At 58.0% G+C, this 19,892-nt stretch carries 11 protein-coding genes; 10 read left to right on the top strand and 1 reads right to left on the bottom strand.

Features of this window, described 5'->3' with window-relative positions; genetic code table 11:
- The first annotated feature begins 3 nt into the window (after positions 1-3).
- Complete coding sequence (locus MTX78_RS24105; protein ID WP_243803368.1) at positions 4-2,334, top strand: GH92 family glycosyl hydrolase; 2,331 nt, start codon at positions 4-6, stop codon at positions 2,332-2,334.
- 166 nt (positions 2,335-2,500) lie between these two features.
- On the opposite strand, the gene MTX78_RS24110 is transcribed toward MTX78_RS24105, so the two are convergent.
- Positions 2,501-3,082, bottom strand: coding sequence for an RNA polymerase sigma factor (locus tag MTX78_RS24110; RefSeq protein WP_243803370.1), 582 nt, complete (start codon positions 3,080-3,082; stop codon positions 2,501-2,503).
- Positions 3,083-3,390: 308 nt separating this feature from the next.
- On the opposite strand from MTX78_RS24110, the gene MTX78_RS24115 reads away from it, so the two are divergent.
- The 9 genes from MTX78_RS24115 (at position 3,391) to MTX78_RS24155 (ending at position 19,723) form a co-directional block, all read left to right on the top strand.
- Positions 3,391-4,425: a FecR family protein gene (locus MTX78_RS24115; protein ID WP_243803372.1), complete on the top strand. Its 1,035-nt coding sequence runs from the start codon at positions 3,391-3,393 to the stop codon at positions 4,423-4,425.
- Positions 4,422-7,850 (top strand): SusC/RagA family TonB-linked outer membrane protein, encoded by a 3,429-nt coding sequence (locus MTX78_RS24120; RefSeq protein ID WP_243803373.1) that lies wholly within the window; start codon positions 4,422-4,424, stop codon positions 7,848-7,850. Before MTX78_RS24115 ends, MTX78_RS24120 begins: the two co-directional genes overlap by 4 nt.
- Positions 7,851-7,868: 18 nt before the next feature.
- On the top strand, positions 7,869-9,479 hold the full coding sequence (locus MTX78_RS24125; protein WP_243803375.1) for a RagB/SusD family nutrient uptake outer membrane protein: 1,611 nt from the start codon (positions 7,869-7,871) through the stop codon (positions 9,477-9,479).
- Between the two features lie 49 nt (positions 9,480-9,528).
- Positions 9,529-10,671, top strand: coding sequence for a SusE domain-containing protein (locus tag MTX78_RS24130; protein ID WP_243803377.1), 1,143 nt, complete (start codon positions 9,529-9,531; stop codon positions 10,669-10,671).
- A 37-nt stretch (positions 10,672-10,708) separates the two neighbouring features.
- Complete coding sequence (locus tag MTX78_RS24135; protein ID WP_243803378.1) at positions 10,709-11,851, top strand: glycoside hydrolase family 76 protein; 1,143 nt, start codon at positions 10,709-10,711, stop codon at positions 11,849-11,851.
- A 99-nt stretch (positions 11,852-11,950) separates the two neighbouring features.
- On the top strand, positions 11,951-14,152 hold the full coding sequence (locus MTX78_RS24140; protein ID WP_243803380.1) for a GH92 family glycosyl hydrolase: 2,202 nt from the start codon (positions 11,951-11,953) through the stop codon (positions 14,150-14,152).
- A gap of 269 nt (positions 14,153-14,421) precedes the next feature.
- Positions 14,422-15,840 carry a glycoside hydrolase family 125 protein gene (locus MTX78_RS24145; RefSeq protein ID WP_243803382.1) on the top strand — a complete coding sequence of 473 codons (1,419 nt, stop codon included), beginning with the start codon at positions 14,422-14,424 and terminating at the stop codon, positions 15,838-15,840.
- A 293-nt stretch (positions 15,841-16,133) separates the two neighbouring features.
- Positions 16,134-18,605: a glutaminase family protein gene (locus MTX78_RS24150; RefSeq protein WP_243803384.1), complete on the top strand. Its 2,472-nt coding sequence runs from the start codon at positions 16,134-16,136 to the stop codon at positions 18,603-18,605.
- A 92-nt stretch (positions 18,606-18,697) separates the two neighbouring features.
- Complete coding sequence (locus MTX78_RS24155; protein ID WP_243803385.1) at positions 18,698-19,723, top strand: LacI family DNA-binding transcriptional regulator; 1,026 nt, start codon at positions 18,698-18,700, stop codon at positions 19,721-19,723.
- Positions 19,724-19,892 lie beyond the last annotated feature (169 nt).

Consider the following 19,892-nt stretch of genomic DNA (forward strand, 5'->3'; position numbering starts at 1 on the left):
TTCATGTTAAGGAAAGTTGTTCGCTACCTACAGCCCGTTATTGTGCTGGCCTTGGGGTTCGTTTTCTTTGGGGCAAGCTCCACCGGCACCCACCCCAAGCAAGCGGCCAGCGCGGGCCCCGAAGCCCGCCTCACGCAATACGTCGATCCTTACATTGGTACCGGCTTTCACGGCCACGTCTTTCTGGGGGCCAACGTTCCGTTTGGCGCCGTGCAGCTAGGGCCGGTGAACTTGTCGGAGGGCTGGGACTGGTGTTCGGGCTACCACTATTCCGACTCCACTATTGTGGGGTTTTCGCACACGCACCTCAGCGGCACAGGCATCGGCGACCTGGGGGATATAGCTGTAATGCCTACCACTGGAGCTGTTCGGGTAACCAAGGGCTCGTTGAAAAATCCGGAGAAAGGGTACGTGTCGCTTTTCTCGCACCAAGACGAGCAAGTGAAACCCGGCTACTACGCCGTGAAGCTGAAGCGCTACAACATCCAGGCAGAGCTGACGGCAAGTGAGCGGGTGGGCTTCCATCAATACACCTTTCCTAAGTCCGAGCAGGCACACTTGGTTCTGGATCTGCAACAAGGCATCGGTTGGGACCTAGCCACCGATACCTTCATCGAGCAACTCAATGACAGCACCCTCGCCGGCTACCGCAATTCCAAAGGGTGGGCCGTAGACCAGCGTCTGTATTTTGCGGTGGTGTTGTCGAAGCCCATCCGCCAGTTCACTGCCCTGCAAGTAACCGACACGTTAGGCCATACTGTGGCGGCCACCAAAGGCAATCGGCTCAAAGGAGTAATTACGTTTGCCACCCAAGCCGGGGAAAAAGTGCAGATGAAGGTGGGCATTTCTCCCGTGAGTTCGCAGAATGCTTTGGCCAATATCCGGGCCGAAATTCCGCATTGGAATTTCGCGAAAACGGTGGCCGCCGCCGATGCCGCCTGGAACCAGGAGTTGCAGAAAGTTCGCATCCAGGCCGATTCAGAAGCGCAGCTAAAAACCTTCTACACGGCCCTCTACCACACCATGATTGCCCCCTCCATTTTCAACGACCACAACGGGGACTACCGGGGCACCGACAAGAAGGTGTATCAAAACGCCGCCTTTACCAACCTAACCACGTTTTCGCTCTGGGACACGTATCGGGCCACTCATCCCCTGTTTACGGTGCTGCAACCAACCCGCGTCAATGACATGATCAACTCCATGCTCGCGGTGTACCAGCAGCAGGGCAAGCTGCCTGTCTGGCACCTGATGGGCAACGAAACCAACACCATGGTAGGCTACAGCGCCGTGCCCGTGGTGGTGGATGCCTACCTGAAGGGGTTCAACGGGTTTGATGCCCAACTGGCCTATGAAGCCATCAAAACTACGGCCATGCAAGACGAGCGTGGCCTGAAAGCAGTGAAAGCCCTCGGCTTTATCCCAGCCGACAGCGAAACGGAAACGGTAGCCAAGGGTCTAGAATACGCCATTGATGATTGGTGCATTGCCCAAATGGCTCGGAAAATGGGGAAAACTGCTGACTACACCTACTTCAGCAAGCGGGCCAAAAACTACGCAAACTACTTCCACAAGCCGACCCGTTTTATGCGCGGCCGGGTTTCCAAAACCGAGTGGCGCACGCCTTTTAATCCTCTCGTTGCCCGCCACATGAAAGACGATTTCACGGAAGGCAACTCCTGGCAATATACCTGGCTGGTGCCGCAGGATGTCGAAGGCCTGATTCAGCTGCTAGGGGGCGAAAAGCCGTTCAGCCAAAAACTGGACTCGCTGTTCACGGTGCAGGGAGACATGGGCGCAGAAGCCTCCAACGACATTACCGGCCTGATTGGGCAGTACGCCCACGGCAACGAGCCCAGCCACCACGTTGCGTACCTATACGCCTACGTGGGGCAGCCCTGGAAAACGGCCAACCAGGTGCGCTACATCATGGACAACTTCTACACCGATAAGCCCGATGGCATTATCGGCAACGAAGACGTAGGGCAAATGTCGTCTTGGTATATCTTCTCGGCGCTTGGCTTCTACCCACTCAACCCAGCCAATGGCACGTATGTGTTTGGCAGCCCGCTTGTCCGGCAAGCGTCGTTAATGCTAGCCAACGGGAAAACGCTTTCCATCGAGGCCAAAGGCAATAGCCCGGCCAACAAGTATATCCAAGCCATTTCCTTTAACGGCAAGCCGTATCTGAAATCCTATATCACCCACCAAGACCTAACTGCCGGCGGGAAGCTTGTTATCGAGATGGGCAACAAGCCGAGCACCACCTGGGGCGTTGCCAAAGAAAACCAGCCGAAATCAGTGCCGAATCATCTTGCTCCACCACGCAAGTAATGGCACTGGCTGACAAGGCAGCCTTGGTATACTAGGTAGTAGAGGAAAATAGCAGCTTCTGCGCTAACAGCCGAAGTGCGTGGAGTGTCGCCTGCCGGCTATGAACGCGCGGTAGGGCCATTTGCGCTGGGCTTTTGCAGGGAAGCCCCGTCTTGGTGGCTTGATGCTACGATAACAGCAGCAGGACGAGCATCATCGTCAGGCCGTGCGCCTGGAAATACACCTTCAAAAACTTCAGGGCCTTGGTAATCTGATTTTCCACGCACTTAACCGAGATATTCAACTCCTTCGCAATCATTGCGTGCGACAAGCCCTGCTGGCGGCTCAACACGAAAATCTCACGCCGCCGCGACGGAAGCTGTTCCACCGCTGATTGGTACAGCTGCTCCAGCTCTTGGTATTCCAGCACGTTGCTAGGGCTGCTTTCCTCAACAAGCAGTTGGTCGTTGTAATCCTCGAACACCCAATACCGATGGCGCCGTAGGTTCTTTAGAATAGCGCGGTACGCCGAAGTGTAGAGGTACGTTTTGAACACGATGTCTTGGTCGAACTCGTATCGACGCTCCCACAGCTTCACAAAGCAGTCTTGCACTATCTCCTCAGCCTCCACTTGGTTTTTGAGGTAGCCGTGCACAAATCGGCATAGAGTTGGGGCATGCAGATCGAACAGCAAAGCAAATGCTTGCTTGTTATCATTCTGGAGCTGCTCTAGGCAGGCTCGATCTGAATATTCTTTTACGACTTTCAAGGGAAAGCTGTCCGTAAGGGTGGCTTGCGCATGTGCCTGAGTATCTAAAGGTAAAAAAACCTTGATGAGTTGCAGCAACAATAGTAAAGTTATTCCGGGCTTAAGTGCAATGTCACCAAGGCAAGGTGCTATTCCGCTATCAGGCTTAGCGGTTTTGTTGGCCTCTGTGCTGTAAGCAGCACAGTAAGCTCACAAATAAGCGCATTAGAGCAGCAGTAAAGCAGCGAAAAAAAATATTTTCAACTCGCGTTGGGGGGAGGGGTAGTTCGTGGCTTTTACTACACAGACAGATGTAGTGACCCTACCCTATGCCTAGAGAAATAGACTACGAGATTTGTACGCGTTATCTGCGAGGCGAAGCTTCGCTGGAGGAAGCGCAGGCTGTCCGGGCTTGGCTCGCTGACCCAGCCAACGAGCTTCTTGCTCATTATTGGATGAGCCAGCAAATCCAAGAGTTTGAAACGGTACGCCACGACGCTGGCCACGACCCGCACAACTACTCTGGCATGTGGGCAACTATTGCTGCACGCACGCAACTGGAAGAAACCCCAGCTGCCTCCCCTTCCCGGTTGGCAGGGTGGCGCCGATGGGCCGCTGCGGCTGCCGTAGTAGGCGCCGTTGCCAGTACGGGGTGGCTGGTGCACGAACGCAACCAGGCAATGGAGCCCGTTACGGCCCGCTACGTTACGCCGTATGGCCAGACGCGCGTGGTGCAGCTGCCCGATGGTTCGCAGGTAACCTTGAATTCGCATTCGACGGTGCGCTACGCCGCCACGGCCGACCCTGGACGCCCTCGGGAAGTGTGGTTAGATGGGGAAGCCTACTTCTCGGTGAAGCACTTACCGGATCATAAGCCTTTTGTGGTACACACGTCGGCAGGCTTGCAGGTGGAAGTACTGGGTACCAAGTTCACCGTGTACCGGCGGCACGAGCAAGCCCGCGTGGTGCTACTCTCGGGCAAAGTCCAGGTGGCATTTGCGGATACCACCAAAGCCAAGGTGATACTCAAACCTGGGGAACTGCTGGAAACCACCGACCAAAACCCCAGCAAAGTGGTGCACCAAGCCGTTCAGGCCGCCACCTACGCCGACTGGACGGATGGCAAGCTGGTGTTTGACGCCACTACCATTGCCGACATCGCCACTCGTCTAGAAGATACCTACGGGGTTGAGGTGGTGGTAGCCAGCCCTGCTTTACGGCAACGCAAGTTCACGGGCACTTTCCCAAGCAATAACCTGGACCTGCTCTGCGAAAACCTGGCGGCAACCTTCAACCTGCAAATCGCTCGTCGCGAAAATCAACTTATTCTGTCCAACCATCCTTCATCCCATCCCACTCCATGAACCTACCTCCTACTGTGCTACCTGGCAGACTCGGTTCTCGCTTATTGCTTTCCACTACTAGTGTGGTACTGCTAAATGCATTTAGCCCAACAGCATCAGCTCAGCTGTTGGCGTTGGCGCAACGGCCGCCCGCTCGGCAGGCTGCTGCTGAATCCACTTCCCTCAAGCACTTACTTAAACAGTGGGAGAAGCAGTACAAGAGCATCATCGCCTACGACACCGAACTAGTGGGCGACAAGCGCGTGGTGGCTCCAAGCGAGACAACAACGCTGGATGCCCGCTTGGCGAGCGTGCTACCCCAAGTCGGGCTTAGCTATAAAAAGCTGCATGCCAACAACTACATCATCACCCCCACCAAAAGAGAGCAGCTTAGTACCAATGCAATCGATTCCCAGCAGCAGGACGTAACAGTTGCGGGCAAAGTAGTAGACGGGCAAGGCGCCGGGCTACCGGGCGTGACGGTAGTAGTGAAAGGCACCACCCAGGGCACCAGCACGGGTCCTGATGGCAGCTTTTCTTTGCTCGCGCCGGAAAACAGCACCCTGGTTTTCAGCTTTGTCGGCTTTGCGCGGCAGGAAGTAACCGTTCAGGGCGCCACCAACGGCCTCACGGTGACGTTGGCGGATGACGCCAAGGCCTTGAGCGAAGTAGTGGTAATCGGCTACGGCACCCAGCAAAAGGCGGAAGTAACCGGGGCCATCAGCACGGTAGCGGCACCAGCGCTGGAAAACCGGCCAGTAACCAACGTTGCGCAGGCTTTGCAGGGTACGGCCCCCAACCTCACGATTCAGCAAAGCAGCGCCGAACCAGGCGCGGGCCTCAACATCAACATTCGGGGCGTAGGCACCCTCGGCAACGCCTCGCCGCTGGTAATAGTGGACGGCATTGCTGGCTCACTGAACTCACTGAATCCCAACGATATTGAAAGCATAACGGTGCTGAAAGATGCGGCCTCGGCGGCCATCTACGGCTCGCGCGGTGCGAATGGGGTTTTGCTGGTCACCACTAAAAAAGGGGCGCTCAACCAACAGCCCGTGTTGAGCTATAATACGCTAGTAGGCTGGCAGTCGCCGAACTTTTTGCGCACCCCCGTTACTGGTTTGGAGTTCATGCAACTCAAAAACGAGGCGCTGGTCAATTCGGGACAGAGTCCGCAGTTTTCGCCCCAGCAGATGCGCGACATAGCGGCCCGCGGCGACTATGAGTGGTACTTGGATGGCGTGCTGAAAAAGCGCGCCATGCAACAAAACCACAACCTCAGCCTCAGCGGCGGCTCGGGCAAAACGCGCTACTTGGTGTCATTGGGCTATGTAGACCAGAACAACCTGCTGGTAGGCGACAACTTCGGGTTCAAGCGCCTCAATGCCCGCCTGAATCTGAACACGCAAGTCACGGAAAAGCTGTCGGTGGGCGCTATTCTCTCTTATGCCCGCGTAAGCACCCGGGAGCACGCGTACAGCACCGAGTGGATTATCAGTGATGCGGTGCGCATTCCGGTGATTTATCCCATTCAGGACTCGCTGGGCAACTACGTGACGCCTGCCACTTCCAGCAGCAACCCCATCAACCGGTTGCGGAATGGAGGCTTGCGCACCAACTCCAACGACAACGGCTACGCCAACCTCAACGCCGAGTACGAAGTGATTAAGGGGTTGAAGCTGCGGGGCTTGGTAGGCGGCGACTTGTGGAATTACCGCATGAACGAGTTTACGCGCAGCCTGCAGTACGTGACCCTCGACGGCTCGCCTACTTCGGGCGGCGACGGCAACAACTCGGTAACCGACCGTACCCAGCGTACCCTGCTCACCAACTACCAGGCGACCATCAACTACGAGCGCGCCTTGGGGCAGAAGCATGAGGTGAAGGCCCTGGTGGGCTATTCCAGTGAGCACTACAACGACGACCGTGCGGGCATTCGCGTGCTCAACGTGCCTGGCAACAACTTCGGGGTTATCAGCAACGGCACCACCTACGGCAACATCACCGACCCTAGCGGCGGCAACCACGCCAATGGCACCTACGGCAACAACGAGCAGTGGGCCCTGAACTCGGTGTTCGGGCGCTTGAACTATGCCTTTGCCGGCAAATACCTTCTGGAGGGCAGCTTCCGCTACGATGGCTCTTCGCGGTTTGCGAGCAACAAGCGTTGGGGCTTTTTCCCGTCGGTGTCGGCGGGCTGGCGGCCGCTGGAAGAGAATTTCCTGGACTTTTTGCAGCCGGCCTTCAGCGACTTGAAAGTGCGGGGCTCGATTGGACAGCTCGGCAACCAGAACATTGGCTTGTATCGCTACCTGAGCACGATTAGCACCTCACCGGGCACTTACACATTCGGTGAGCAGGCGGTACCTGGGGCCAACTTCAGCACGGCCAACCGCGACATCACCTGGGAGACGGCCACCATGGGCAACGTTGGGGTGGACGCTGCTTTCTTTAAGAATGCCTTGTCGGTGAGCTTCGACTACTTCGACAAGCGCACCAGCGACATCCTGATTGACTTGCCGGTAGCCGGAGCCTTTGGGGCCGGGGCGCCCACCCAAAATGCCGCCAGCGTGCGCAACCAGGGTTGGGAAGTTTCGGCTACCTACCGCCTGCGCACCGAGCGGGGCTTCAACCAAAGCCTGACCTTGAATGCTGCCGACACCCGCAACCTGGTAACTGATACCAAAGGCGTGGAAACCATCCGCGGCGGCGATGCGACGAACATTATCCGGGAAGGCTACCCCATCAACTCCTACTACGGCTACCGTACGGCGGGCATTTATCAGACGCTAGAAGAAACCAACACCGGCCCGAAGCCCGCCTTTGTATCACCCGGCGCGCTACGCCCCGGCGACATCCGCTACGTGGACCGCAATGGCGACAACGTCATCAATCAGGACGACCGTTTCGTGCTGGGCAACCCGTTCCCGCGTTACACCTTCGGGGCTACGTACACGGCCGACTACAAAGGGTTTGACTTGGTGGTGTTCGTGCAAGGCGTAGGCAAGCGCAATCTGTACATCCGCGGTGAGGGCGTGGAAGCCTTCCACAACAACTGGGAAAACGTGTACGCCCAACACCTCGACCGGTGGACCCCAACCAATACCGATGCCTCATATCCGCGCCTAACTATCGGTACGGCGTCCACCAACAACAACCAAGGGTCGGATTACTGGCTGCGCGACGGCGCGTATGCTCGCCTCAAAAACGTGCAGTTGGGCTATACACTACCAACTACGCTCACCAGCAAAGCGGGTATCGAGCAGTTGCGGCTCTTCGTGTCGGGACAAGACCTGCTAACTATCAGCCACTTGCGAAAAATCGGGTTCGATCCTGAAATCTCGGAGTTCAGCGAGAGCGTGGGCCTAGGGGGTGGTACGGGCAGCAGTGGCCGCGTGTATCCGAGCGTGCGCCTAGTGACCCTTGGTCTTAATGTTTCTTTCTAATTCCCTATCTGCACTTCCATGAATCGTCACCTCCGCTACACGCTGCTACTGGGATTAGGACTTGGCATGGGCCTGTCCAGCTGCCAAGAGCTTGACCTGCCTCCCACCGACCGCCCTACTGACGACACCTTCTGGACTCAGCCCACCGACGCGTCGAACGTGCTGAACTCCTGCTACGCGGGTCTTTACCCTAGCGAGTATTTCTTCTTCAACGAAACGCTTTCCGACAACGCCTTCAACAAGAGCGACGTGGACGGCTCCAACGCCCGCAACATTGCCGAGGGCGCCTACGGCACCAACCAGTCACGCATCACCAACGAGTGGGGCTACCACTACGGCGGTATTCGCGCCTGCAACCGGTTGTTGAACAACATCGACAAGATTACCAGCCTGGATGCCAACCTGAAGGCGCGCTACATTGCCGAAGCGCAAGCCATCCGTGCGTACCATTATTTTCAGCTGATGACCTGGTACGGCGACGTGCCCCTCGTCACGACGGAAATAAGCGTAACGCAGGCCAACGCCGTGCCCCGCGCTCCGCGCACCGAGGTGCTGGATTTTGTGCTGAGCGAACTGGATGCGGCGGCGGCTATTCTGCCATTGAACACCGCGTACGCAACCGAAGACAAAGGCCGGTTCACGAAAGGCGCCGCCCTGGCTTTGAAAGCCCGCGTGTTACTGTACGAAGGCCGGTGGGCCGATGTGTCGGCTGTTACAACCCAGCTTATGGGCGGCCAGGCCGGGGCATATAGCTTGTTTCCAAGCTACGCCGGCGTGTTTTCGCCAGCCAACGAGAACAACAGCGAGGACGTGCTCGACCTGCAATTTGTCTTTCCCTTGCGGACGTACTCGGTGCAGCGTCAATTTATTCCGCGCACCGAAGGCAAGTTGGTTTGCTCTATCGCCCCAACGCAGGAGTTGGTCAATGACTATGTGATGGCCAACGGCAAAGCCATCAACGAATCCGGCTCGGGCTACAACGAAGCTACGCCCTACACCGGCCGCGACCCCCGTTTTGCCGCCACGCTGGTCTACGACGGGTACTCCTGGAAGCGCCCCGACAATTCTACCATCGTCATTCGCACCTTTCCCGGCACCGGCGACAACTCGGTGGACCGCGCCGACGCCAGCCCAACCGGCTATTACACGGTCAAGTACTTCGACCCCACGGCCGACGCCAACCTAAATTCGGGCTTGAACCTGATGCTGATTCGCTACGCCGACGTGCTGCTCATGCACGCCGAAGCCTTGGTTGAGCAAAACAGGTTTACCGCCACCGACTGGAACACCACCATAGCCGCGCTGCGCCGCCGGGCCGGCTTCACCGATCAGGCCGCCCTCGCTTTTCCGGGCGGCGACCAAGCCAGCCTACGCGCCGTTGTGCGCCGGGAGCGGCGCACTGAGCTAGCCATGGAAGGCTTGCGCATCTTCGACATCCGCCGGTGGCGCACGGCCGAAACAGTGCTCAACGGCTACGCCCACGGTATCAAAATCGGGGACCCCAACGTCGACAATGGCTACATCCGCGTCGACCAGCGCACGTTCGACCCCGCCAAACATTATCTCTGGCCTGTGCCCCAGCGGGAGCGAGACATCAACACGAACCTAACTCAGAATCCGGGCTGGTAGGCCCGAATTGCCTTCCCTTTTCCCATTCCCTGCTTCAATTCCCTGAATCATGAAAAAGTTTTCCTGGCCTCTATTGCTGTTACTATTCGTTGTGGGCCTGCTGGCGGCTGGCTGCGACAAAGACGATGATGAACTCAACGAAACGATTACGCCAGTAGCCAACCTGCTTGCGCCCGCCGCCGACACCTTTGTCCGCCTCGACCCGCCTTCCAATGCGGCCGTAACCTTCGAGTGGGGCCAGGCCCGCGCCGCTGATGGCACCGTCGTGCAATATGAAGTGCTGTTCGACCAAGAGAACGGCGACTTTACCAAGCCCATCTACAGCACCACGTCGGGCACCAACGGCTTGGAAACGAAGCTCGTGCTCAGCCACGGCGACCTGAATCGGATTGCCAGCATAGCCGGCATCAAATCCTCGTCGCAGGGCAAGCTGAAATGGACGGTAAACGCCTCGAAGGGCCTAACGGTGGAGCCAGCCACGGAATCCCGCGTGATGACGCTGGAGCGCCCCGCTGGCTTTGCTACCGCGCCCCCCACTCTCTACATCACCGGCTCGGGTACCGAAGGCGGCACCAACGTTAGCCAGGCAGTGCCTTTCAAGAGCGTGTCGGCTGGCGTGTTTGAAATCTACACCCGCCTGAGCGCCGGCGAGGTGAAGCTGATCGACCAAACCACGGGCACCCCCACCACCTACTACATCGACGGCGCGAAGCTGATGGAAGGCAACCAGGGCACCAGCCCAACCACTACGCCCAAGGTGTACATGTTGAAAGTGGACTTCAACAACGCCGCCGCGACTATGACCGAAATCGAGTCCGTTGGGTTGTGGTTTGCGCCTCAGAACAAGGTATTGGTTACGCTGCCGTACGCGGGCAAAGGCCTCTGGAAAATAGAGAATACGCCGATTGAGTTCTTCCAGGAAAGCTGGGGCCGCGACGAGCGGTACAAGTTCTTGTTCACCCAGAAGAACACGGCCGGCGTGAGCAGCAAAATTTACTACGGCAGCACCAACGCCGACAACCAGCGCGCTACGGCTTCTTCACCGGCTTCCTACTTCTTCCTGGTGCCGGGTCCTGATTCGCAGTACAACTACTCGTTTAAGTTTCAGACCGAAGCCGATAAAAAGAACGTCGACATCTCGGTGAAGATGCAAGCCGATGGCCCATACACCCACCAGATAGTGATACGGTAGCATGCGCCAGTTCCTCTTTTCCATACGACCTGCTAGCGTGCTTCGGCTTAGTTGCGGCTTATTGAGTTTGCTGATGGTGGGCTGCAAAGACCCCGTCGATGATGATGTTGTCACGCCGGTAGTGCCGCCCACCGTGGTTCCCGTCAACTGGGCTGCCCGCGCCGATTCGGCGCAGGCAGCCCTAAGCCTGGGCTTTTGGTCGCCGACCGGCCAGTACTACTTGGAAAACAACGCCGGCAACGCGGATTTCAACTACTGGTGGCAGGCCCACGGCCTCGATGCGCTCAATGACGGCTACCAGCGCACCAAAAGCGCCGACTATCTGACCCGCATGCGGCAGTTGCAGCAGGGCACCAAAACCAAGAACGGCAACTCCTACCTCAACGACTTCTACGACGATATGGAGTGGCAGGCCCTGGCCTGTTTGCGGGCCTTCGAGCTAACCAAGGACCCCGAGTATAAAGCCACGGCCACCTTGTTGTGGGCCGATATCAAGTTGGGCTGGAACGAGCAGCAGGGCGGCGGTATTGCCTGGCGCAAATCACAGCGCAGCTACAAGAACACGCCCGCCAACGCCCCGGCCGCCATCCTCGCCGCGCGCCTCTACATCCTCGACCGCAACCCCGACGACTTGGCTTGGGCCCAGAAGATCTACACCTGGCAGAAAGCCAAGCTGGTGGAACCAGCTTCAGGCTTGGTGTGGGACGGCGTTAACCGGCTCGGCGACAACCAAACCGACAAAGACTGGCGCTTCACCTACAACCAGGGCACCTTTATCGGGGCGGGCGTGGCCTTGTACCGCGCCACTCAGCAAAGCAGCTACCTCGAAGATGCCACCCGCACCGCCAACTATGTGCTCAACGACAGCCAGATGGCGCCGGGCGGCATCCTCAAAGACGAGGGCAACGGTGACGGGGGGCTGTTTAAGGGCATTTTGGTACGCTACCTAACCGGGTTGGCTGTTGAGCCTGCCGTTAACGCGACCAATCGGGCGAACTATGTATCGTTCTTGAAGTTCAACGGGGAAAGCCTATACAAGCGCGGCACGCGCCGGCCACAGTTCCTTTTCAACACCAACTGGACCGCCCTTCCCGGTAGCTCGGTGGAGTCGTCGACGCAGATGAGCGGGGTGATGCTGCTGGAAGCTTTGGCTGATTTGCAGGCCCGCAACGCGCTGTAAGGTGCCATGCATACGCCGCGCGCCAAGCCGCACCCCAGCTGCCCACTGACCATGAAACAGGGGTAGGGCGCCGCCCTACCCCACCTGTAGTTCAACCTGATGATAAAGTTGAAGAGCTATTTGATCTTCTTACTGGCGTGGTGCGCTTTCTCTTGTGCCAAGACCACTACGCCGAACGGCACCAACCCGGCCAGTAGCCATTCAGCCCTGGGCGGCCACCTGCAATACGCCAACCCATTCATGGGCACGGCCCCGTTCAACGACCCAAAAACCATCGGCTACGCCCCTCCCAAAGACTGGCGGGGCGTGTGGGCCGGCCTTGTGTTTCCGGGTAGCTCGTTGCCTAACGCCATGGTGCAGCTGAGCCCCATCACCGAGTTTCACACCGGCGCCGGCTACGACTACGAGGATTCCGTGATTTACGCTTTTGCTCATACCAACAAAGGCCACTGGAACCTGTGCCACTTACCGGTTTTGCCGGTTACGGGGACGGCCACTACCGCGGCAGGCTACTCTTCCCGCTTCGCGAAAGCCACCGAAAAGGCCTCGCCCGGCTTCTACGGCGTTACGCTGCAAAAGTACGAGGTGCAGGTCGAGCTTACTTCCACGCTGCGCTGCGGGTTTCACCGCTACCGTTACCGTCAGCCTGAGGACCGCCGCATCGTGTTCAAGCTCGGGCAGTCCAATGAGCGGGTAAGCAACTGGAACATAGAAAAAGCGGGTGAAGCTGCCGTGCAGGGTTTCCAAGAAACCGGCCGCCAAACCGTATACTTCTACGGAGTCCTGAGCGAGAATCTGCAAGACTTGGATGTGCAAGGCAAAGGCACCAAAGATGGCCTAGCCGTGCTGCGCCTGCCGGCGGGTGGCAACAAGCCGGTGGAACTCCGAATGGGCATATCGTTTGTGAGCGTAGAGAATGCCAAGCAAAACGTAGAGCAGGAAATTGGCAGCCGCTCGTTCGAGCAGGTACGCCAGCAGGCTGAAAAAGCCTGGGAGAATTTGCTCTCGAAGGTGGAAGTGAAGGGCGGCACAGCTAAGCAAAAGCAGCTGTTTTACAGCTGCCTGTACCGCTCGTTTCTGTGGCCGGCGTTGCGTAGCGACCTGAACGGCGAATACCGCGACGTGAAGGGCAACGTGGTTAAGGCGGACTTCAGCTACTACACCGAGCCGTCCTTGTGGGACACGTACCGCAACAAGGACCTGCTGATTGGTATGCTCACGCCCCAGGTAACAACCGACATTATCAAGTCCATGCAGGACGTGGGCCACAAAACCGGCTTTTTGCCTACCTTCTTTCACGGCGACCATGCCTCGGCGTTGATTGTTGGCTCCTACCAGCGGGGCATCACCAACTTCGACGTGAAGGACGCATACCAGCTGATGCTGCGCAACGCCAACTTGGAGGGTGGGGCGCGGCCGCACATTGCCGAGTACATCCAGAAAGGCTACATTTCTACCACGGAAGTGTCGAACCCGGAAGTGGAAACCAAAGACAAAGCCGGCGTGTCGAAAACCCTGGAGTATGCCTTCGACGACTATGCGGTGGCCCAGCTGGCCAAGATTCTGAACGACACCACCACCTACCGGGTGATGATGACGCGCTCGAAAAATTACAAAAACCTGTTCGACCCCGGCACCAAGTTCATGCGCGGCCGGCTGGCCGATGGAAGCTGGGTAAAGCCTTTCGATCCGCAGTACCCTTACTACGAGTACATGTACCGGGAAGCCAACGCCTGGCAGGTTTCCTTTTTCGCTCCTCACGACATGCCCGGCCTGGTGGCCTTATACGGCGGCCCCCAACCCTTTGAAGCCAAGCTGGACTCCTTGTTTACGGTGCCATGGAACCCCAGCCATATTGCCCGCAACGTGTCGGGCTTTATTGGGCAGTACTGCCACGGCAACCAGCCAGACCACGAGACGCCGTTTTCCTACTACTTTATTGGCAAGCCCGAAAAGTCGCAGCGCCGGCTCGATGAAATCATGGACCGATTCTACGGTATGGGCAAGGACGGCTTGGGCTACTCCGGCATGGACGACGCGGGCGAAATGTCGGCGTGGTACGTGTTCAGCTCCACGGGCTTGTATCCCTACTCCGCGGCCGACGCCAAGTATCTCGTGAGCGTGCCCCTCTTTGATGAGGTCAGCTGGAAAGCCGACAACGGCACCGTATTCACGGTAAAAAAAGCGGGTAACGGCCGCACGCTGAAGACCATCAAGGTAAACGGCAAAACCACCCAAGGGTACTTTGTGGACCATGCGTTGTTCCGCACGGGTGGCCGCCTGGAAGTTTCCACTAACTAACTCCCGCCAAGAAGTTTCTGCTCTGTATCGGTCTTTGCGCAGCCCATGTAGTCCATGCTGGATACCCCACGAACCGCTGCCGTGAACCGCTAGATGCAGCAACTTACCCCCAGCGGCAGCACCGCATAGTAGCCGACGCCGCGCCCATTTCTGTGTCGGAAGCTAAATAAGCTTAGGTTTAACCCAGCGCCACCCCGGTCCGGGTCCTTCCACAAGCAGCTGAATTTCGTTCGGCTGAGCTCGGAGCGCGCTTTTCCACTTGCTTTAATATGAATCGTAGAGCCTTTGTTCGCAACGCTTCTCTTTTAACCTCCAGCGTTTTCTTCGCCCAGCACTCCTTAGCCGGAGCACCCCCGTCGTTTCCGGTGGTGCGCCCTGTGGCCGCCAAGCGCCGGTTTCGTAGCCGCGCGGTGGAGACGGCCATTACGGAGTTCCAAAAGAAAGTAAAAGACCCGGAGCTGGGCTGGCTGTTCAACAACTGCTTTCCTAGCACGCTCGACACCACGGTCACGCACTCCACCCGGCAAGGGCGCCCTGATACCTACGTCATCACTGGCGACATCGACGCCATGTGGCTGCGCGACAGTTCGGCGCAGGTGTGGCCCTATCTTCATTTCGTAGACCAGGACCAAGAGCTGCGGCAGTTGATTGCGGGCGTTATCAACCGGCAAACGCAGTGTATCATCAAAGACCCTTACGCCAACGCTTTTTACGGCGAGGCCACTAAAGTAGGCGAATGGAAATCGGACCGCACCAAGATGCAGGCCGGTGTGCACGAGCGGAAGTGGGAAATCGACTCGCTCTGCTACCCTATCCGGTTGGCGTATCATTACTGGAAGAAAACCAACGACACCAAGCCTTTTGATGCGCAATGGCAGCAAGCCATCCGGGCCACGCTGCAAACCTTCCGGGAGCAACAGCGCAAGGAGAGCCTGGGGCCCTACAAGTTTCAGCGCGAAACGGCCAACGCCACCGACACGCAACCCATGAGCGGGTACGGCTACCCCGTGCGGCCCGTGGGCCTCATCTGCTCGTCGTTCCGCCCGAGCGACGACGCCACGCTCTACTCTTTCCTAGTGCCGAGCAACTTCTTCGCCGTAGTTAGCTTGCGGCAGGCCAGCGAGATGATGACCACGCTGGCCCAGGACACCAAAACCGCGCAAGAGCTAACCGCCCTAGCCGAGGAAGTGGACGCGGCGCTACGCAAATACGCCGTGGTCAACCATCCGCAGCACGGCCAGCTCTACGCCTACGAGGTGGACGGCTTCGGCAGCCAAGTGCTGATGGATGACGCCAACGTGCCGAGCTTGCTGTCGTTGCCTTACCTAGGGGCAGTGCCCGCCACGGACCCCATTTACCAGAACACGCGCAAGTTTCTGCTGTCCGAAGCCAACCCTTTCTTTTTTGCGGGCAAGGCCGCCGCGGGTATCGGTGGGCCGCACGTAGGCCAAGACATGATTTGGCCGATTGCCATTACAATGCGCGGGCTGACGAGCACCAACGAAGCCGAGATTCGCGCCTGCGTCCAAAGCCTCAAAACCACCCACGCTGGCACCGGCTACATGCACGAGGCCTTTCACAAAGACGACCCAGCCAAGTTCACCCGCTCTTGGTTTGCTTGGGCCAACACCATTTTCGGCGAGTTTCTTTGGAAAGTATACCAGGAAAAGCCACAGTTGCTGGCCTGAAGTAGCACTACCACGAGCAGGAAATAACTCCCTTACTGCTCCTAGTAGGATTCTCACTGAAGTTTGTAGGAAGCACTCCTTTCCACTGGCTATTCCCCACGCCAAGCAGCAAGTGATGTGCATTGTTTCACTCTAAACCAACGAACAAAGCCTTATCCGGCCGATGAAACTCCCGGCGGCCGGCGTGGAAAGCATCATAGTTAAATAGCGGCTGGTTCTAAATCCCCCTTGTCCCTGTACGCTTGCTGGCAGGCTTCCCCCCAAAGCCTTGCTTACTTATCCAATTCCCAAGTATGAACAAATTCCTCTCCTTAGTACTGGCCGCAGGGCTCAGTGGCGGCAGCGTGCTGGCCCAAGCGCTGCGCCCCCCCGCGTACCCACTCGTCACGCACGACCCTTTTTTTAGCGTATGGACGTTCAACGATACGCTAACGGCGGCTCCCACCCGGCACTGGACCGGGGAAGCGCTGAGCCTGGAAGGCGTGGTGCGCGTCGACGGCAAAGCCTACCAGTTTATGGGCAAGCCTGCTCCGCACTACCGCGCCCTGATTACCACAGTGCAAGAGCAGCCCTACACAGCGCAGTACACCTTAACCACGCCGGCAGCAGGCTGGGAAAAACCAGGTTTCGCAGCGACTGGCTGGCAAACCGGCCCTGCCCCCTTCACCGACAACAAAACCCTGCGCGGTACCAACTGGGAAGGCGGCGACATTTGGGTGCGCCGAATTGTGCAGGTTGCCAACCCAGCCACTTCCGGCCAACTGAAAGTGCTGCTACAGCACGATGATGGGGCCGAAGTGTACTTGAACGGCGTGCTGCTCACGCGCCAGCCCGGCGCCAACGGACGCTACCAGTATTTCGATGTGCCCGCCGAGGCGCAACAGGCCCTGCGCAAGGGCGAGAACGTGCTGGCCATGCACGCCAACAGTCACGTGGGCGGCGAATACCTTGACGCGGGGCTCTACGAAGCCCTGCCGCAACCGCCGGCGCCGCCTGTCGCTCAGCAAACCAGCGTAGCCGTGACAGCCACACAGACCACCTACCAGTTTGTGGCTGGCCCCGTGCAGCTAAGCGTAAATTTCCTCTCCCCTCTGCTGCTCGATGAGCTCGAAGTGGTGGCCCGGCCCGTGAGCTACGTCACCTTTACCGCCACTTCCACCGATGGCAAGGCCCACCCTGTGCAGGTGTTGTTCACGGAAAGCGGCAGCTTGGCCGCCAACACCGGCTACCAGCCCGTCACGACCCAAACAGGCAAGGCCGGCACCTTCAGTTGGCAGGCAGTCGGCACCACAAAGCAAGCTGTGCTGGGCCAGGCCGGCGACAACGCCCGCATCGACTGGGGCCATGCCTACCTGGCCGCCCCGGCCCCGGCTCGGCTGACTACGGGAGAACCCCAGATGTTGAGGAGTGCTTTCGCGAAAAGCGGTACCACTCCCGCCGCCGCCAAGCCGCTCAGCGGCCAGGCCCAGCGGGTGGCTTTAGCGGCAGTGCTGGACCTAGGAGCAGTAACCAAAGTCACCGAACGGCACTTACTGCTCGGATACGACGACGTGTACTCGGTGCAGTACTTCGGCCAGAACCTGCGCGGCTGGTGGCGGCGCGACCCCGCCACCACCATGCCCAAGGTGCTGCAAGCTGCTGAAGCCGACTACGCCCGCCTGCGCCAGAAAAGCACCGCTTTCGACAAGAAATTGTACGCTGATGCCCAGGCAGCCGGCGGCAAAGAATACGCTGACCTTTGCCAGCTAGCCTACCGCCAGACCATTGCCGCCCACAAGATTGTAGCCGGCCCTAAGGGCAGAGTGCTGACGTTTTCCAAAGAGAATTTTTCCGGGGGCTTTATTGGGACGGTTGACGTGACGTACCCCTCGGCCCCGCTGTTTTTGCTCTACAACAACGAGTTGGCCAAGGGCCTGTTGCGCTTTATTTTCGAGTACAGTGAGTCGGGGCGTTGGAAGAAAGACTTCCCGGCCCACGATTTGGGTACTTACCCGCTGGCCAACGACCAGAAGTACGGCGAGGACATGCCGGTGGAAGAAGCCGGCAACATGCTCATCTTAACAGCCGCCGCCGTCAAAATGGATGGCAAGCCGGACTTCGCCCGCCAACACTGGCCCGTTCTCACCAAGTGGGTTGGCTTCTTGAAACGCGACGGCTTCGACCCGGCCAACCAGCTCAGCACCGACGACTTTGCCGGCCACTTGGCCCGCAATGTGAACTTGTCGGTGAAGGCCATTATGGGCATTGCCTGCTACGGCCAGATGGCCCGGCAACTCGGCGACCAGAAAACGGCCGACGAGTACACGGCCCTAGCTCGCGACTACGCCAAGCGCTGGATAGCCATGTCGAACACGGGCGACCATTATGCCCTCACCTTCGACAAAACGCCTGGTTCGTGGAGCCAGAAGTACAACATGGTGTGGGACAAGCTGCTCGGGTTGCATGTGTTTCCGAAAGAGATAGCCCAGCAGGAACTAGCGTATTACCTCACCAAGCAGCAGCGCTACGGCCTCCCGCTCGACAGCCGCAAGACCTACACGAAATCTGACTGGATTATGTGGACGGCCACCATGGCAGATAAGCCGGCCGATTTTCAGGCGCTAATCAAGCCTATCTGGCAGTTTGCCAACGACTCGCCCACCCGCGTGCCCCTCACCGACTGGCACGAAACCACTGATGCCAAACAGGTAGGCTTTCAGGCCCGCTCAGTGGTGGGCGGCTACTTCATCAAGCTGCTAGAACAGCAAATGGTGCTAAAGCCTTGACCTTGCAGCCTCACGCTAGGGCAGCTACTCAGCCTAAGCGAGAGCTAGCATAGAAGAAGAAAAGCAGGAAACGTCAGTAAAATAACTGGGCTTTGAAGAAGAAAATCTTGATTCACGACATTGCCAAGCATTTGGATGTGTCCATTGCCACCGTGTCTTTGGTGCTCAATGGCAAAGCCAAAGAAATGCGCATCAGCGATACGCTAGCCGACAGAGTGCAGCAGTACACGGCATCAGTAGGCTATAAACCGAACCAACTTGCCAAAAGCTTACGCACCGGCAAGACCAATGTTATTGGCTTGATGGTGGAAGACATTGCCAATCCGTTCTTTGCCACGGTAGCCCGCCTAATCGAGAAAAAAGCGCTGGCTCGCGGCTACCACATCATCTATTGCAGCACCAACAACGACCCAGCCAAGGCCCAGGGACTGTTGACTATGTTTCAGGAGCGGCACGTTGATGGCTACATTTTGGCTTTGCCGGAGGGTGTTGGGTCTGAAGTAAGCTCTCTGGTGCGCAGCGGCAAGCCCGTGGTACTATTCGACCGTATGCTGCCGGACGTATCCGCCAATGCCGTGGTGGTGGATGGCGCCACTGGCATGTACGAGGCCACCCAGCACCTGCTCACCCAAGGCTTCAAGAATATTGCCTTGGTTTCCCTGCAGTCGGAGCAGCAGCAAATGCTGGCGCGCCGGCAAGGCTACTTACAGGCGCTGCAAGAGCAGAACCTCCCGGCGCTCGTGCATACCGTTGATTATACGCAGGAGCCCGAGCAGGTTGTCAGTCAGATTCAGGCTTTCTTCCAGGCGAATCCTTCCTGCAATGCCGTGTTGTTTGCCACCAATTACCTAGGAGTGCACGGCTTGGAAGCGCTCAACCGATTGGGCCGTAGCATACCCAAGCACATGGCCGTGGTTTCGTTTGACGACAGCAACCTTTCGCGGCTGTACTCTCCCCCTATCACCGTGGTGGCCCAGCCCATAGAAGCCATGGCCGAAAACATCATCGTCACCCTTCTAACCGCTTTGGGCGACCCCTTGAAAAGCACTAGTGTGACGCAACTATTGCTGACCCCACACCTACTGATTCGCGAGTCCTCTATTCGTTTCAAGCCATAAGGCGGCCAACGGACAGGGTGTAGATTATGCTGCACCAAATGGAAACAAGCGGGCAATATAGTGCCGCCATAAGGCTTGGGTTGTCAGACAAAGCGCACACGGAAGCACAGCGAGCCGTTGCCAAGCAAGTATTCTGTGCCCCTTTCTGCAGTAGCCCTCGGTGCTCTTA

This window comes from Hymenobacter tibetensis (assembly GCF_022827545.1).
Classification (GTDB): Bacteria; Bacteroidota; Bacteroidia; order Cytophagales; family Hymenobacteraceae; genus Hymenobacter; species Hymenobacter tibetensis.

Excerpts from the sequence above, each read along its gene's own strand:
- MTX78_RS24130 (WP_243803377.1), top strand. The coding sequence starts at position 9,529 with ATGAAAAAGTTTTCCTGGCCTCTATTGCTGTTACTATTCGTTGTGGGC.
- MTX78_RS24115 (WP_243803372.1), top strand. The coding sequence starts at position 3,391 with ATGCCTAGAGAAATAGACTACGAGATTTGTACGCGTTATCTGCGAGGC.
- MTX78_RS24145 (WP_243803382.1), top strand. The coding sequence starts at position 14,422 with ATGAATCGTAGAGCCTTTGTTCGCAACGCTTCTCTTTTAACCTCCAGC.
- MTX78_RS24150 (WP_243803384.1), top strand. The coding sequence starts at position 16,134 with ATGAACAAATTCCTCTCCTTAGTACTGGCCGCAGGGCTCAGTGGCGGC.
- MTX78_RS24125 (WP_243803375.1), top strand. The coding sequence starts at position 7,869 with ATGAATCGTCACCTCCGCTACACGCTGCTACTGGGATTAGGACTTGGC.
- MTX78_RS24140 (WP_243803380.1), top strand. The coding sequence starts at position 11,951 with ATGATAAAGTTGAAGAGCTATTTGATCTTCTTACTGGCGTGGTGCGCT.
- MTX78_RS24105 (WP_243803368.1), top strand. The coding sequence starts at position 4 with ATGTTAAGGAAAGTTGTTCGCTACCTACAGCCCGTTATTGTGCTGGCC.
- MTX78_RS24120 (WP_243803373.1), top strand. The coding sequence starts at position 4,422 with ATGAACCTACCTCCTACTGTGCTACCTGGCAGACTCGGTTCTCGCTTA.